Origin of the sequence: Pseudomonas sp. MBLB4123 (assembly GCF_051904775.1) — a bacterium.
GTDB classification, from domain to species: domain Bacteria; phylum Pseudomonadota; class Gammaproteobacteria; order Pseudomonadales; family Pseudomonadaceae; genus Aquipseudomonas; species Aquipseudomonas benzenivorans_B.
The window spans coordinates 4,017,605-4,029,943 of the sequence record NZ_CP196711.1 but is presented as its reverse complement, the minus strand read 5'-3'; the positions used below and the strand labels follow the sequence as shown (position 1 = coordinate 4,029,943).

Sequence of the window (12,339 nt, the reverse complement as noted above, 5' to 3'; positions counted from 1 at the left end):
CCCTACTTCTTCTTGGCTTCTTTACGGCGGACGACTTCGTCTGCGTAACGAACACCTTTGCCCTTGTAAGGTTCAGGACGACGGAAGTCACGAATTTCCGCGGCAACCTGACCAACCAATTGCTTGTCGACACCCTTGATCAGGATATCGGTCTGGCTCGGGGTTTCGGCGGTCACGCCTTCCGGCAACTGATAGTCGATCGGATGGGAGAAGCCCAGCGCCAGGGACAGCACCTGACCCTTGGCTTGCGCCTTGTAACCGACGCCGACCAGCTGGAGCTTGCGCTCGAAGCCTGCGCTAACACCGATCACCATGTTGTTGACCAGGGCGCGGGTGGTACCGGCCATTGCACGATTCTGCTGGTCGCCGTTGCGCGCGGCGAAACGCAGCTCATCGGCTTCCTGAATCACTTCAACAGACGAGTGGACCTTCAGCTCCAGAGTACCCTTGGCACCCTTTACCGAAAGCTGCTGGCCGGCGAGTTTGATCTCGACACCGGAGGGCAGCTTGACGGGGTTCTTAGCAACGCGAGACATGGCTATCCCCCCTTAGAACACAGTGCAGAGCACTTCGCCGCCGACACCGGCAGCGCGCGCAGCGCGATCCGTCATCACACCCTTGTTGGTGGAGACGATGGATACGCCGAGACCGCCACGAACCTTCGGCAGATCATCGACGGACTTGTACTGGCGAAGGCCTGGACGGCTCACGCGCTTCACTTCCTCGATGACCGGACGGCCTTCGAAGTACTTCAGCTCGATGGACAGCTGCGGCTTGCTTTCGCCGCTGATCTGATAACCCGCAATATAACCTTCGTCTTTCAAAACTTTGGCTACAGCCACCTTCAGCGTGGAAGACGGCATGCTTACGACGGACTTTTCAGCCATCTGGGCATTACGGATACGAGTTAGCATGTCCGCTAACGGGTCCTGCATACTCATGGGCTAGACGCTCCTGATACAAAAAGAATTAGCCTTTCGGCTAAGAGTCACCGAATGCTCCGGGCAAAATACAGCCCAGGCTCAGGCGAGCCGAGCATTCTAGAGACTGCTCAAAAATGAATCAAGCCCCAGAGGGGCCTGATTCACAGAAAGACAAAGCCGGCGCTAGGCCGGCTTCGCTTTTTACCAGCTGGCTTTCACCAGACCCGGCACATCGCCACGCATGGCTGCTTCGCGCAGCTTGATACGGGACAGACCGAACTTGCGATACACGCCGTGCGGACGACCGGTAACGCGGCAGCGGTTGCGCAGGCGCGAGGCGCTGGCATCACGCGGCTGCTTCTGCAGGGCTACCTGGGCTTCCCAACGCGCTTCCGGAGCGGAGTTCGGGTTGGCGATGATAGCCTTCAGCTCGGCACGCTTCTTCGCGTACTTGGCTACCGTTTGCTGACGCTTCAGCTCACGGTTCTTCATGCTCATTTTGGCCATGATCCAACTCCAATCAGTTGCGGAACGGGAATTTGAAGGCACGCAGCAGGGCGCGACCCTCGTCATCCGTACGGGCAGTGGTGGTCAGGGTGATGTCCAGACCACGCAGCGCATCGATCTTGTCGTAATCGATTTCCGGGAAGATGATCTGCTCCTTCACGCCCATGCTGTAGTTGCCACGACCGTCGAAGGACTTGGCATTCAGGCCGCGGAAGTCACGCACGCGCGGCAGGGAGATGGACAGCAGACGATCCAGGAACTCGTACATACGCTCGCGGCGCAGGGTTACCTTGACGCCGATCGGCCAGCCTTCACGAACCTTGAAGCCTGCAATCGACTTACGGGCATGAGTCACAACGACTTTCTGACCGGTGATCTTTTCCAGGTCGGCAACCGCGTTCTCGATGACTTTCTTGTCGCCGATCGCTTCGCCCAGGCCCATGTTCAGGGTGATCTTGGTGATACGCGGAACTTCCATCACGTTCGCGAGCTTAAGTTCTTCCTTAAGCTTCGGCGCGATTTCTTTCCGATAAATCTCTTTTAGTCGTGCCATGGTCTTCTACCTAGCAGTGTTCAAGCATCAACCGCTTTTTGGGTCGACTTGAAGACACGAATTTTCTTACCGTCTTCAACCTTGAAACCAACGCGGTCAGCCTTGTTGGTCTCGCTGTTGAAAATGGCCACGTTAGAAGCGTGCAGCGGCGCTTCCTTCTCGACGATACCGCCTTGAACGCCCGACATCGGGTTCGGCTTGGTATGGCGCTTGACCAGGTTGATCCCACCAACGACCAGACGGTCGTCAGCGAGAACCTTCAGCACCTTACCGCGCTTACCCTTGTCTTTGCCGGCGATCACGATGATCTCGTCGTCACGACGAATCTTTTGCATGTCGGATCTCCTTACAGCACTTCAGGGGCGAGCGAGACGATCTTCATGAACTTCTCGGAACGCAGTTCACGGGTCACGGGCCCGAAGATACGGGTACCGATCGGCTCTTGCTTGTTGTTCAGCAGAACAGCAGCGTTGCCGTCGAAGCGGATGATCGAACCGTCGGCACGGCGAACGCCATGACGGGTACGAACCACGACCGCGGTCATGACCTGACCTTTCTTCACTTTGCCGCGCGGAATTGCTTCCTTGACGGTGACCTTGATGATGTCGCCGATGCCGGCGTAGCGACGATGGGAGCCGCCCAGCACCTTGATGCACATGACACGGCGTGCACCACTGTTGTCAGCCACATCGAGCATGGATTGAGTCTGAATCATAAAATTTCTCCGACCCCTAGCCCTTAGACTTCGACTGCGCGTTCGAGGACTTCAACCAGGGCCCAAGACTTGGTCTTGGCCAGCGGACGGGTTTCACGGATGGAAACCTTGTCGCCGATGTGGCACTGATTGTTCTCGTCGTGCGCGTGCAGCTTGGTCGAACGCTTGACGTATTTGCCGTAGATCGGGTGCTTGACGCGACGCTCGATCAGTACGGTGATGGTCTTGTCCATCTTGTCGCTGACAACACGGCCGGTCAGCGTACGGACTGTTTTTTCGGCTTCAGCCATGATCACTTACCTGCCTGCTGGTTGAGCACAGTTTTCACACGAGCGATGTCGCGCTTAACTTGCGAGAGCAGGTGAGACTGCCCCAACTGGCCAGTTGCCTTCTGCATGCGCAGATTGAACTGGTCGCGCAGCAGGCCGAGCAGTTGCTCGTTCAGCTGCTGTGCTGATTTTTCACGAAGCTCATTCGCTTTCATCACATCACCGTCCGCTTAACAAAGGTGGTGGCGAGCGGCAGCTTTGCAGCAGCCAGGGCGAAAGCCTCACGCGCCAGCTCTTCGGAAACGCCTTCGATCTCGTACAGGACCTTGCCTGGCTGGATCTGGGCTACCCAATATTCAACGCCACCCTTACCTTTACCCATCCGCACTTCGAGAGGCTTCTTGGTGACCGGCTTGTCCGGGAACACGCGAATCCAGATCTTGCCGCCACGCTTAACGTGACGAGTCAGAGCACGACGAGCGGACTCGATCTGGCGGGCGGTGAGACGACCGCGGGCAACAGACTTCAGCGCGAACTCGCCGAAGCTGACCTTGCTACCGCGCTGAGCCAGGCCACGGTTGTGGCCGGTCATCTGCTTGCGGAACTTCGTACGCTTTGGTTGCAACATTTGGCGTACCCCTTACTTGGCAGCTTTTTTACGAGGAGCGGGCGCCTGCGGCTTCAGCTCTTCCTGGCGGCCACCGATGACCTCGCCCTTGAAGATCCAAACCTTGACACCGATCACACCGTAGGTGGTGTGCGCTTCGTAGGTGTTGTAGTCAATGTCGGCACGCAGGGTGTGCAGCGGCACACGACCTTCGCGATACCACTCGGTACGTGCGATTTCCGCACCGCCGAGACGACCACTTACCTGGATCTTGATGCCCTTGGCACCAATGCGCATGGCGTTCTGTACGGCGCGCTTCATGGCGCGACGGAACATCACACGACGCTCCAGCTGCTGGGCGACGCTCTGGGCAACCAGCATCGCGTCGAGCTCCGGCTTGCGGATCTCTTCGATGTTGATGTGTACCGGCACACCCATTTGCTTGGTCAGGTCCTGGCGCAGCTTCTCAACATCTTCACCTTTCTTGCCGATCACGATACCGGGACGGGCGGTGTGGATGGTGATGCGTGCGGTTTGAGCCGGGCGAGCAATGTCGATACGGCTTACGGACGCGCTTTTTAGTTTGTCTTGGAGATACTCACGCACCTTCAGATCAGCGAACAGGTAGTCCGCATAAGTCCGACCGTCTGCGTACCAGACGGAGGTGTGATCCTTGACGATTCCCAGGCGAATGCCAGTGGGATGTACTTTCTGACCCATCTGATCGACTCCGTTACTTGTCCGCAACCTTGACAGTGATATGGCAAGACCGCTTGACGATGCGATCAGCGCGGCCTTTGGCACGCGGCATGATGCGCTTCAGCGAACGCCCTTCGTTGACGAACACGGTGCTGACCTTCAGGTCATCAACGTCTGCGCCTTCGTTGTGCTCGGCGTTGGCAACGGCCGACTCCAGCACCTTCTTCATGATTTCCGCGGCTTTCTTACTGCTGAAAGCCAACAGGTTGAGCGCTTCGCCCACCTTCTTCCCGCGGATCTGGTCGGCGACCAAGCGGGCTTTCTGGGCGGAGATTCGAGCGCCCGACAACTTAGCGGCTACTTCCATCTTTCCTTACCCCTTAACGCTTGGCTTTCTTGTCAGCCACATGCCCACGGTAGGTGCGGGTAGCGGCGAACTCGCCCAGTTTGTGGCCGACCATGTCTTCGTTCACGAGAACCGGGACATGCTGGCGACCGTTATGCACAGCGATGGTCAGACCGACCATCTGCGGCAGGATCATGGAACGGCGCGACCAGGTTTTCACCGGCTTGCGATCGTTCTTCTCCACCGCCACTTCGATCTTCTTCAGTAGGTGAAGATCAATAAAAGGACCTTTTTTCAGAGAACGTGGCACTGTCGTATCCCTCTATTTACTTGCGACGACGGACGATCATGTTATCGGTGCGCTTGTTACCACGAGTCTTCGCGCCCTTAGTCGGGAAGCCCCATGGAGACACCGGATGACGACCACCAGAGGTACGACCTTCACCACCACCGTGCGGGTGGTCGACCGGGTTCATGGCAACACCACGAACGGTCGGGCGAACGCCACGCCAGCGCTTGGCACCGGCCTTACCCAGCGAACGCAGGCTGTGCTCGGTGTTCGAGACTTCGCCCAGGGTCGCACGGCACTCGGCCAGCACTTTGCGCATTTCGCCGGAGCGCAGACGCAGGGTTACATAGACGCCTTCACGAGCGATCAGCTGAGCCGAAGCACCAGCGGAACGTGCGATTTGAGCGCCCTTGCCCGGCTTCAGCTCGATACCGTGAACGGTCGAACCCACCGGAATGTTGCGCAGCTGCAGGCTGTTACCGGCCTTGATCGGCGCCATTGCACCGGACACCAGCTGATCGCCGGCACTCACGCCCTTCGGGGCGATGATGTAGCGGCGCTCGCCGTCGGCGTACTTCAGCAGAGCGATGTGAGCAGTACGGTTCGGATCGTACTCGATGCGCTCGACAGTGGCCGGAATGCCATCTTTGTCGTTGCGACGGAAGTCGACCAGACGGTAATGCTGCTTGTGGCCACCACCGATATGACGGGTGGTGATACGGCCATTGTTGTTACGACCGCCAGACTTCGACTTCTTCTCGAGCAGCGGAGCGTAAGGAGCGCCTTTGTGCAGCTCCTGGTTGACCACCTTGACCACAAAACGGCGGCCAGCGGAAGTCGGTTTGCATTTAACGATTGCCATGATGCACCCCTTCCTTACTCAGCACTGCTGGCGAAATCGAGATCTTGGCCCGGCTGAAGGGAGATAATCGCCTTCTTCCAGTCGTTACGCTTGCCCAGACCGCGAGCGGTGCGCTTGCTCTTACCCAGAACGTTCTGAGTAGTCACGCGCTCGACCTTCACGCTGAACAGGCTTTCGACGGCCTTCTTGATTTCCAGCTTGGTTGCATCGGTTGCAACCTTGAAAACGAACTGACTTTTCTTGTCAGCCAGAAGTGTGGCCTTCTCGGAGATGTGCGGGCCAAGCAGCACTTTGAATACGCGTTCCTGGTTCATCCCAGCAGCTCCTCGAATTTCTTCACGGCAGAAACGGTGACCAGCACCTTTTCGTACGCGATCAGACTGACCGGATCGGAACCCTGCACGTCGCGAACATCGACATGCGGCAGGTTGCGTGCGGCCAGGTACAGATTCTGGTCAACAGCGTCGGACACGATCAGAACGTCGTTCAGACCCATGCCGTTCAGCTTGCTCAACAAGGCCTTGGTCTTCGGCGCCTCTACGGAGAAGTCCTCGACCACGACCAGACGATCGGTACGTACCAGCTCGGCAAGAATGGAACGCAGCGCAGCGCGATACATCTTCTTGTTCAGCTTCTGGTCGTGATTCTGCGGGCGAGCCGCGAAGGTCACACCACCGCCACGCCAGATCGGACCACGGGAGGTACCGGCACGGGCACGACCGGTGCCCTTCTGACGCCATGGACGCTTGCCGCCGCCAGACACGTCGGAACGGGTCTTCTGCTGCTTGCTGCCCTGACGGCCGCCAGCCATGTAGGCCACAACTGCTTGGTGAACCAGGGTCTCGTTGAACTCGCCACCGAAGGTCGCTTCGGAAACTTCGATCGCCTGAGCGCCATTTACATTTAATTGCATGTCAGCTTCCCCTTAACCGCGAGCCTTGGCTGCCGGACGCACAACCAGGTTGCCGCCAGTAGCGCCAGGCACGGCACCCTTGACCAGCAGCAGGTTGCGTTCAGCGTCGACGCGCACAACTTCGAGGGACTGCACAGTCACACGCTCAGCACCCATGTGACCGGACATTTTCTTGCCCTTGAAGACGCGACCCGGAGTCTGGCACTGGCCAATGGAACCCGGAACGCGGTGGGACACGGAGTTACCGTGAGTGTTGTCTTGGCCGCGGAAGTTCCAACGCTTGATGGTACCGGCAAAGCCTTTACCCTTGGACTGACCGGTGACATCCACCAGCTGACCAGCTTGGAAAATTTCAGCGTTGATCTGGTCGCCGGCCTGGTACTCGCCCTCTTCCAGGCGGAATTCCCAAACACCACGACCCGCCGCGACGTTCGCCTTGGCGAAGTGACCGGCCTGAGCCTTGCTGACACGAGAGGCGCGGCGCTCGCCGACAGTGACTTGCACTGCACGGTAGCCATCGGACTCCTCGGACTTGAACTGGGTGACGCGATTCGGCTCGATCTCGATGACCGTGACCGGAATGGAGACACCTTCTTCGGTGAAAATGCGGGTCATGCCGCACTTACGACCGACTACACCAATAGTCATGTTGTAAACCTCATGAGTGTACGGGGCTTTCACCCGCTATGGCCGCCCATTTCAGAGCGTTACACGACTAAAACCCCAGGGTTTTAGCCGAGGCTGATCTGCACTTCCACGCCAGCCGCAAGATCGAGCTTCATCAGCGCGTCGACGGTTTTATCCGTCGGCTGGACGATGTCCAGAACACGCTTGTGGGTACGAATTTCATACTGATCCCGCGCATCTTTGTTGACGTGCGGAGAAGTCAGTACGGTGTACCGCTCTTTGCGGGTAGGCAGAGGAATCGGACCACGCACCTGAGCACCAGTACGTTTCGCGGTTTCCACGATTTCCTGGGTAGATTGATCGATCAGGCGATGGTCAAAAGCCTTCAACCGAATACGGATTTGTTGGTTTTGCATTTTGACCTCAGATTCCAAGCTGCTATTCCCAACGGACGCAATACGCCCGTTAAAAGGAGGCGCAATTCTATAGACGCCCCCCAGGAGTGTCAACCCAATAAAAAAGCCCCCGCAAGCGGGGGCTTTTCTAGATCAACCGATTACTCGACGATCTTGGCAACCACGCCGGCACCAACGGTACGGCCGCCTTCGCGAATCGCGAAACGCAGGCCGTCTTCCATGGCGATCGGCTTGATCAGGGTAACAACCATCTTCACGTTGTCGCCCGGCATCACCATCTCAACGCCTTCCGGCAGCTCGCAAGAACCGGTTACGTCGGTGGTGCGGAAGTAGAACTGCGGACGGTAGCCCTTGAAGAACGGGGTGTGACGACCACCTTCTTCCTTGGACAGCACATACACTTCGGCTTCGAACTTGGTGTGCGGCTTGATGGTGCCCGGCTTGGCCAGAACCTGACCACGCTCTACGTCGTCACGCTTGGTGCCGCGCAGCAGGACGCCACAGTTCTCACCGGCACGACCTTCGTCGAGCAGCTTGCGGAACATCTCGACACCGGTGCAGGTGGTCTTGGTGGTGTCACGCAGACCGACGATCTCGATTTCTTCCTGGACCTTGACGATGCCGCGCTCGACACGACCGGTTACCACGGTACCGCGACCGGAGATGGAGAACACGTCTTCGATCGGCATCAGGAACGGCTTGTCGATGGCGCGAACCGGCTCAGGGATGTAGGTATCCAGAGTCTCGACCAGCTTCTTGACGGCAGTGGTGCCCATCTCGTTGGCGTCTTCGCCGTTCAGCGCCATCAGCGCGGAACCGATGATGATCGGCGTGTCGTCGCCCGGGAAGTCGTAGGTGGACAGCAGGTCGCGAACTTCCATCTCGACCAGTTCCAGCAGTTCGGCGTCGTCGACCATGTCGGCCTTGTTCAGGAACACGACGATGTACGGAACGCCTACCTGGCGGGACAGCAGGATGTGTTCGCGAGTCTGCGGCATCGGGCCGTCGGCAGCGGAGCAAACCAGGATAGCGCCGTCCATCTGCGCAGCACCGGTGATCATGTTCTTCACATAGTCAGCGTGACCCGGGCAGTCAACGTGCGCGTAGTGACGAATGTTGGAATCGTACTCTACGTGCGCGGTGTTGATGGTGATACCACGAGCCTTCTCTTCCGGGGCGCTGTCGATCTTGTCGAAGTCGACCTTGGCGCTGCCGAATACTTCGGAGCAAACGCGAGTCAGAGCAGCGGTCAGAGTGGTTTTACCGTGGTCAACGTGACCGATGGTGCCGACGTTGACGTGCGGTTTGTTACGTTCAAATTTTTCTTTAGCCACGACAGTGAACCTCTTGCCTAAAGGACTGAATCAGCCTTGTTTTTTAACGAGGGCTTCGACGATGTTCGCCGGAGCTTCCGAGTACTTGGAGAATTCCATGGAGTAGCTTGCGCGCCCCTGGGACATGGAACGGACGTCGGTCGCATAACCGAACATCTCGCCCAGCGGCACTTCGGCACGGATAACCTTGCCGGACACCGAGTCCTCCATACCCTGGATCAGACCACGACGACGGTTCAGGTCACCCATCACGTCACCCATGTAGTCCTCAGGGGTTACCACTTCCACCTTCATGATCGGCTCAAGCACTACGCCGCCGCCCTTCTGGGCCAGCTGCTTGGTCGCCATGGAGGCCGCCACCTTGAACGCCATCTCGTTGGAGTCGACGTCATGGTAGGAACCATCGAACACGGTCGCCTTCAGGCCGATCAGCGGATAGCCGGCGACGACGCCGTTCTTCATCTGCTCCTCGATACCCTTCTGGATGGCCGGGATGTATTCCTTCGGAACCACACCGCCCACGACCTCGTTGACGAACACCAGACCCTCCTGACCTTCGTCAGCCGGCGCGAAGCGAATCCAGCAGTGACCGAACTGACCACGACCACCGGACTGGCGCACGAACTTGCCTTCGATCTCGCAGTTCTTGGTGATCTTCTCGCGGTAGGAAACCTGCGGCTTGCCGATGTTGGCCTCGACGTTGAACTCGCGCTTCATGCGGTCAACGAGGATGTCCAGGTGCAGCTCGCCCATACCGGAGATGATGGTCTGGCCGGTTTCTTCGTCGGTCTTGACGCGGAACGACGGGTCCTCCTGGGCCAGCTTGCCCAGTGCGATACCCATCTTCTCCTGGTCGGCCTTGGTCTTCGGCTCTACGGCTACCGAGATAACCGGCTCTGGGAAGTCCATACGCTCGAGGATGATCGGCTTGTCAGCGTTGCACAGCGTGTCACCAGTAGTGACGTCCTTCATGCCGATCAGAGCAGCGATGTCACCAGCGCGCACTTCTTTGATCTCTTCACGCTGGTTAGCGTGCATCTGCACCATACGACCGACGCGCTCTTTCTTGCCCTTGACCGAGTTGATCACGGAGTCGCCCGAGGTCAGGAACCCCGAGTAGACGCGCACGAAAGTCAGAGTACCAACGAACGGGTCGGTAGCAATCTTGAACGCCAGGGCCGAGAACGGCTCGCTGTCGTCTGCATGGCGCTCATCATAGTCAGCATCAACCAGCTCTTCTTTCGGCTTCTCGATGAGATCAGGATGAATACCCTTGATCGCCGGGATCTCGGTCGGAGCAGGCAGGAAGTCGATGACAGCATCGAGAACCAGAGGAACACCCTTGTTCTTGAAGGAAGAACCGCAGACAGCCGGAACGATCTCGCTAGCCAGGGTGCGCGCACGCAGGCCTGCCTTGATCTCTTCGACGGTCAGCTCACCTTCTTCAAGGTACTTGTTCATCAGCTCTTCGTTGGCTTCGGCAGCCGCCTCGACCATGTTCGAGCGCCACTCTTCAGCCAGCGCCAGCATATCGGCAGGAATCTCCTCCTCACGATAGCTGGTGCCTTTGTCGTCATCGTTCCAGTAGATAGCCTTCATCTTGATCAGATCGACCTGACCCTGGAAGTTATCTTCCGCACCAATGGCCAACTGGATCGGCACCGGAGTGTGGCCCAGACGGTTCTTGATCTGACCGACAACGCGCAGGAAGTTGGCACCCGCACGGTCCATCTTGTTCACGTAAACGACACGTGGAACGCCGTACTTGTTGGCCTGACGCCATACGGTTTCGGACTGCGGCTCTACGCCCGAAGTGCCGCAGAACACTACGACGGCGCCGTCGAGTACGCGCAGGGAGCGCTCTACTTCGATGGTGAAGTCTACGTGGCCGGGGGTATCGATGACGTTGACGCGGTACTTGTCGTACTGGCCACGGGAACCCTGCCAGAAGGTGGTCACGGCAGCGGAGGTGATGGTGATACCGCGCTCCTGCTCCTGCACCATCCAGTCGGTGGTGGCAGCGCCGTCGTGCACTTCGCCCATCTTGTGGCTGAGGCCTGTGTAAAACAGGATCCGCTCGGTAGTGGTGGTCTTGCCCGCGTCAACGTGGGCACAGATACCAATGTTACGGTAGCGGTTAATTGCTGTGGTACGAGCCATAAAGCCCTCGCAAAATTAGTGTTGCCAGAATTAGAAGCGGTAGTGCGAGAACGCCTTGTTGGCTTCTGCCATGCGGTGCACGTCTTCACGCTTCTTGACTGCAGCACCCTTGCCTTCGGCGGCATCCAGCAACTCGCCAGCCAGGCGCAGAGCCATGGACTTCTCGCCACGCTTACGGGCGAAGTCCACCAGCCAGCGCATGGCCAGAGCGTTACGACGGGACGGGCGAACTTCGACCGGAACCTGGTAAGTCGCACCACCAACACGGCGCGATTTTACTTCGACCAGCGGAGCGATGGCGTCGAGAGCTTTCTCGAAGATCTCCAGGGGATCGCTGTTCTTGCGTGCTTTGACAGTGTCCAGAGCACCGTAAACGATGCGCTCGGCCACGGCCTTCTTGCCGCTTTCCATCACGTGGTTCATGAACTTGGCGAGGATCTGGCTTCCGTATTTCGGATCGTCCAGGATCTCACGCTTGGCTGCTACACGACGTCTTGGCATTGATAAGCCCTCAAACGGTCTTCAGGTTAGCCCGGGACTGCAACATTCGAGTTACGCCCGACCTTACTCTTATCGACTCAATAAATAGAAAATCTGTCAGCTACCGAATCACTTCGGACGCTTGGTACCGTACTTCGAACGACCCTGCTTACGGTCCTTAACGCCGGTGGTATCCAGCGAACCGCGCACGGTGTGGTAACGCACACCCGGAAGGTCCTTTACACGACCGCCACGGATCAGCACCACGCTGTGCTCTTGCAGGTTGTGGCCTTCACCGCCGATGTACGAGGAAACCTCGAAACCGTTGGTCAGACGCACGCGGCATACTTTACGCAGTGCCGAGTTAGGTTTTTTCGGCGTAGTGGTGTACACGCGAGTGCACACGCCACGACGCTGCGGGCAGTTCTGCAGCGCAGGCACGTCGGATTTCTCGACGAGACGCTTGCGCGGCTGGCGTACCAGCTGGTTGATCGTTGCCATCTATAAGCTCCACTGTTGTCTTTCGACGCTATTGCCCTAAAAAAGCAAAATGGCAGGGCGTGACGCCCTGCCAAATTTAGGGGTGCATGAGTCTAAAGAGACTGGCACCCCTCGTCAAGACGAAGCCCCGCGACCGGA

21 protein-coding genes are annotated in these 12,339 nt (G+C 58.1%); all 21 read right to left on the bottom strand.

Annotated features, from left to right (window positions below):
• Positions 1 to 2: 2 nt before the first annotated feature.
• Positions 3 to 536: a 50S ribosomal protein L6 gene (rplF, locus tag ACSX1C_RS18590; RefSeq protein WP_318643706.1), complete on the bottom strand. Its 534-nt coding sequence runs from the start codon at positions 534 to 536 to the stop codon at positions 3 to 5.
• Positions 537 to 548: 12 nt separating this feature from the next.
• Entirely contained in the window at positions 549 to 941 is a 393-nt protein-coding gene (gene rpsH, locus ACSX1C_RS18585) for a 30S ribosomal protein S8 (protein WP_160347652.1), read from the bottom strand.
• Positions 942 to 1,124: 183 nt separating this feature from the next.
• Complete coding sequence (gene rpsN, locus ACSX1C_RS18580; RefSeq protein WP_318643707.1) at positions 1,125 to 1,430, bottom strand: 30S ribosomal protein S14; 306 nt, start codon at positions 1,428 to 1,430, stop codon at positions 1,125 to 1,127.
• 13 nt (positions 1,431 to 1,443) lie between these two features.
• Positions 1,444 to 1,983, bottom strand: a complete 540-nt coding sequence (gene rplE, locus ACSX1C_RS18575; protein ID WP_013789764.1) for a 50S ribosomal protein L5 — start codon at positions 1,981 to 1,983, stop codon at positions 1,444 to 1,446.
• Between the two features lie 20 nt (positions 1,984 to 2,003).
• Positions 2,004 to 2,318, bottom strand: coding sequence for a 50S ribosomal protein L24 (gene rplX / locus ACSX1C_RS18570; RefSeq protein WP_318643709.1), 315 nt, complete (start codon positions 2,316 to 2,318; stop codon positions 2,004 to 2,006).
• A gap of 11 nt (positions 2,319 to 2,329) precedes the next feature.
• Positions 2,330 to 2,698 (bottom strand): 50S ribosomal protein L14, encoded by a 369-nt coding sequence (rplN, locus tag ACSX1C_RS18565; RefSeq protein ID WP_003243907.1) that lies wholly within the window; start codon positions 2,696 to 2,698, stop codon positions 2,330 to 2,332.
• A gap of 23 nt (positions 2,699 to 2,721) precedes the next feature.
• On the bottom strand, positions 2,722 to 2,988 hold the full coding sequence (gene rpsQ, locus ACSX1C_RS18560) for a 30S ribosomal protein S17 (protein WP_031303185.1): 267 nt from the start codon (positions 2,986 to 2,988) through the stop codon (positions 2,722 to 2,724).
• Positions 2,989 to 2,990: 2 nt separating this feature from the next.
• Positions 2,991 to 3,182 carry a 50S ribosomal protein L29 gene (gene rpmC, locus ACSX1C_RS18555; RefSeq protein ID WP_002555481.1) on the bottom strand — a complete coding sequence of 64 codons (192 nt, stop codon included), beginning with the start codon at positions 3,180 to 3,182 and terminating at the stop codon, positions 2,991 to 2,993.
• Positions 3,182 to 3,595, bottom strand: coding sequence for a 50S ribosomal protein L16 (rplP, locus tag ACSX1C_RS18550; protein WP_003243901.1), 414 nt, complete (start codon positions 3,593 to 3,595; stop codon positions 3,182 to 3,184). Before rplP ends, rpmC begins: the two co-directional genes overlap by 1 nt.
• A 12-nt stretch (positions 3,596 to 3,607) precedes the next feature.
• Positions 3,608 to 4,294: a 30S ribosomal protein S3 gene (gene rpsC / locus ACSX1C_RS18545; RefSeq protein ID WP_318643766.1), complete on the bottom strand. Its 687-nt coding sequence runs from the start codon at positions 4,292 to 4,294 to the stop codon at positions 3,608 to 3,610.
• Between the two features lie 13 nt (positions 4,295 to 4,307).
• On the bottom strand, positions 4,308 to 4,640 hold the full coding sequence (gene rplV, locus ACSX1C_RS18540; protein ID WP_003103908.1) for a 50S ribosomal protein L22: 333 nt from the start codon (positions 4,638 to 4,640) through the stop codon (positions 4,308 to 4,310).
• Positions 4,641 to 4,653: 13 nt separating this feature from the next.
• A complete protein-coding gene (gene rpsS, locus ACSX1C_RS18535; RefSeq protein WP_090444963.1) occupies positions 4,654 to 4,929 on the bottom strand; it encodes a 30S ribosomal protein S19 in 276 nt (91 codons plus the stop codon).
• A 16-nt stretch (positions 4,930 to 4,945) separates the two neighbouring features.
• Positions 4,946 to 5,770, bottom strand: a complete 825-nt coding sequence (gene rplB, locus ACSX1C_RS18530; RefSeq protein ID WP_318643773.1) for a 50S ribosomal protein L2 — start codon at positions 5,768 to 5,770, stop codon at positions 4,946 to 4,948.
• 14 nt (positions 5,771 to 5,784) lie between these two features.
• On the bottom strand, positions 5,785 to 6,084 hold the full coding sequence (gene rplW / locus ACSX1C_RS18525) for a 50S ribosomal protein L23 (protein WP_069901955.1): 300 nt from the start codon (positions 6,082 to 6,084) through the stop codon (positions 5,785 to 5,787).
• Positions 6,081 to 6,683 (bottom strand): 50S ribosomal protein L4, encoded by a 603-nt coding sequence (rplD, locus tag ACSX1C_RS18520; protein WP_439887362.1) that lies wholly within the window; start codon positions 6,681 to 6,683, stop codon positions 6,081 to 6,083. The genes rplW and rplD overlap by 4 nt, the downstream gene beginning before the upstream one ends.
• 12 nt (positions 6,684 to 6,695) lie before the next feature.
• A complete protein-coding gene (gene rplC, locus ACSX1C_RS18515; RefSeq protein ID WP_318643775.1) occupies positions 6,696 to 7,331 on the bottom strand; it encodes a 50S ribosomal protein L3 in 636 nt (211 codons plus the stop codon).
• Positions 7,332 to 7,414: 83 nt separating this feature from the next.
• Positions 7,415 to 7,726: a 30S ribosomal protein S10 gene (rpsJ, locus tag ACSX1C_RS18510; protein ID WP_213641498.1), complete on the bottom strand. Its 312-nt coding sequence runs from the start codon at positions 7,724 to 7,726 to the stop codon at positions 7,415 to 7,417.
• Between the two features lie 140 nt (positions 7,727 to 7,866).
• On the bottom strand, positions 7,867 to 9,060 hold the full coding sequence (tuf, locus tag ACSX1C_RS18505) for an elongation factor Tu (RefSeq protein WP_318643776.1): 1,194 nt from the start codon (positions 9,058 to 9,060) through the stop codon (positions 7,867 to 7,869).
• Positions 9,061 to 9,090: 30 nt separating this feature from the next.
• Entirely contained in the window at positions 9,091 to 11,220 is a 2,130-nt protein-coding gene (gene fusA, locus ACSX1C_RS18500; RefSeq protein WP_439887361.1) for an elongation factor G, read from the bottom strand.
• A gap of 30 nt (positions 11,221 to 11,250) precedes the next feature.
• Positions 11,251 to 11,721: a 30S ribosomal protein S7 gene (gene rpsG, locus ACSX1C_RS18495; protein ID WP_009397350.1), complete on the bottom strand. Its 471-nt coding sequence runs from the start codon at positions 11,719 to 11,721 to the stop codon at positions 11,251 to 11,253.
• A gap of 108 nt (positions 11,722 to 11,829) precedes the next feature.
• Positions 11,830 to 12,201 carry a 30S ribosomal protein S12 gene (gene rpsL, locus ACSX1C_RS18490; RefSeq protein WP_318643778.1) on the bottom strand — a complete coding sequence of 124 codons (372 nt, stop codon included), beginning with the start codon at positions 12,199 to 12,201 and terminating at the stop codon, positions 11,830 to 11,832.
• Between the last annotated feature and the right edge of the window lie 138 nt (positions 12,202 to 12,339).

What these genes read in the sequence shown, in the direction of transcription:
- rpsG (WP_009397350.1), bottom strand. Translation starts at nt 11,721, where the DNA reads ATGCCAAGACGTCGTGTAGCAGCCAAGCGTGAGATCCTGGACGATCCG.
- rpsL (WP_318643778.1), bottom strand. Translation starts at nt 12,201, where the DNA reads ATGGCAACGATCAACCAGCTGGTACGCCAGCCGCGCAAGCGTCTCGTC.
- rpsC (WP_318643766.1), bottom strand. Translation starts at nt 4,294, where the DNA reads ATGGGTCAGAAAGTACATCCCACTGGCATTCGCCTGGGAATCGTCAAG.
- rplC (WP_318643775.1), bottom strand. Translation starts at nt 7,331, where the DNA reads ATGACTATTGGTGTAGTCGGTCGTAAGTGCGGCATGACCCGCATTTTC.
- rpsN (WP_318643707.1), bottom strand. Translation starts at nt 1,430, where the DNA reads ATGGCCAAAATGAGCATGAAGAACCGTGAGCTGAAGCGTCAGCAAACG.
- rpsQ (WP_031303185.1), bottom strand. Translation starts at nt 2,988, where the DNA reads ATGGCTGAAGCCGAAAAAACAGTCCGTACGCTGACCGGCCGTGTTGTC.
- rplN (WP_003243907.1), bottom strand. Translation starts at nt 2,698, where the DNA reads ATGATTCAGACTCAATCCATGCTCGATGTGGCTGACAACAGTGGTGCA.
- rplV (WP_003103908.1), bottom strand. Translation starts at nt 4,640, where the DNA reads ATGGAAGTAGCCGCTAAGTTGTCGGGCGCTCGAATCTCCGCCCAGAAA.
- fusA (WP_439887361.1), bottom strand. Translation starts at nt 11,220, where the DNA reads ATGGCTCGTACCACAGCAATTAACCGCTACCGTAACATTGGTATCTGT.
- rpsJ (WP_213641498.1), bottom strand. Translation starts at nt 7,726, where the DNA reads ATGCAAAACCAACAAATCCGTATTCGGTTGAAGGCTTTTGACCATCGC.
- rplF (WP_318643706.1), bottom strand. Translation starts at nt 536, where the DNA reads ATGTCTCGCGTTGCTAAGAACCCCGTCAAGCTGCCCTCCGGTGTCGAG.
- rplX (WP_318643709.1), bottom strand. Translation starts at nt 2,318, where the DNA reads ATGCAAAAGATTCGTCGTGACGACGAGATCATCGTGATCGCCGGCAAA.
- rplB (WP_318643773.1), bottom strand. Translation starts at nt 5,770, where the DNA reads ATGGCAATCGTTAAATGCAAACCGACTTCCGCTGGCCGCCGTTTTGTG.
- rplE (WP_013789764.1), bottom strand. Translation starts at nt 1,983, where the DNA reads ATGGCACGACTAAAAGAGATTTATCGGAAAGAAATCGCGCCGAAGCTT.
- rplW (WP_069901955.1), bottom strand. Translation starts at nt 6,084, where the DNA reads ATGAACCAGGAACGCGTATTCAAAGTGCTGCTTGGCCCGCACATCTCC.
- rpmC (WP_002555481.1), bottom strand. Translation starts at nt 3,182, where the DNA reads ATGAAAGCGAATGAGCTTCGTGAAAAATCAGCACAGCAGCTGAACGAG.
- rplD (WP_439887362.1), bottom strand. Translation starts at nt 6,683, where the DNA reads ATGCAATTAAATGTAAATGGCGCTCAGGCGATCGAAGTTTCCGAAGCG.
- rplP (WP_003243901.1), bottom strand. Translation starts at nt 3,595, where the DNA reads ATGTTGCAACCAAAGCGTACGAAGTTCCGCAAGCAGATGACCGGCCAC.
- rpsH (WP_160347652.1), bottom strand. Translation starts at nt 941, where the DNA reads ATGAGTATGCAGGACCCGTTAGCGGACATGCTAACTCGTATCCGTAAT.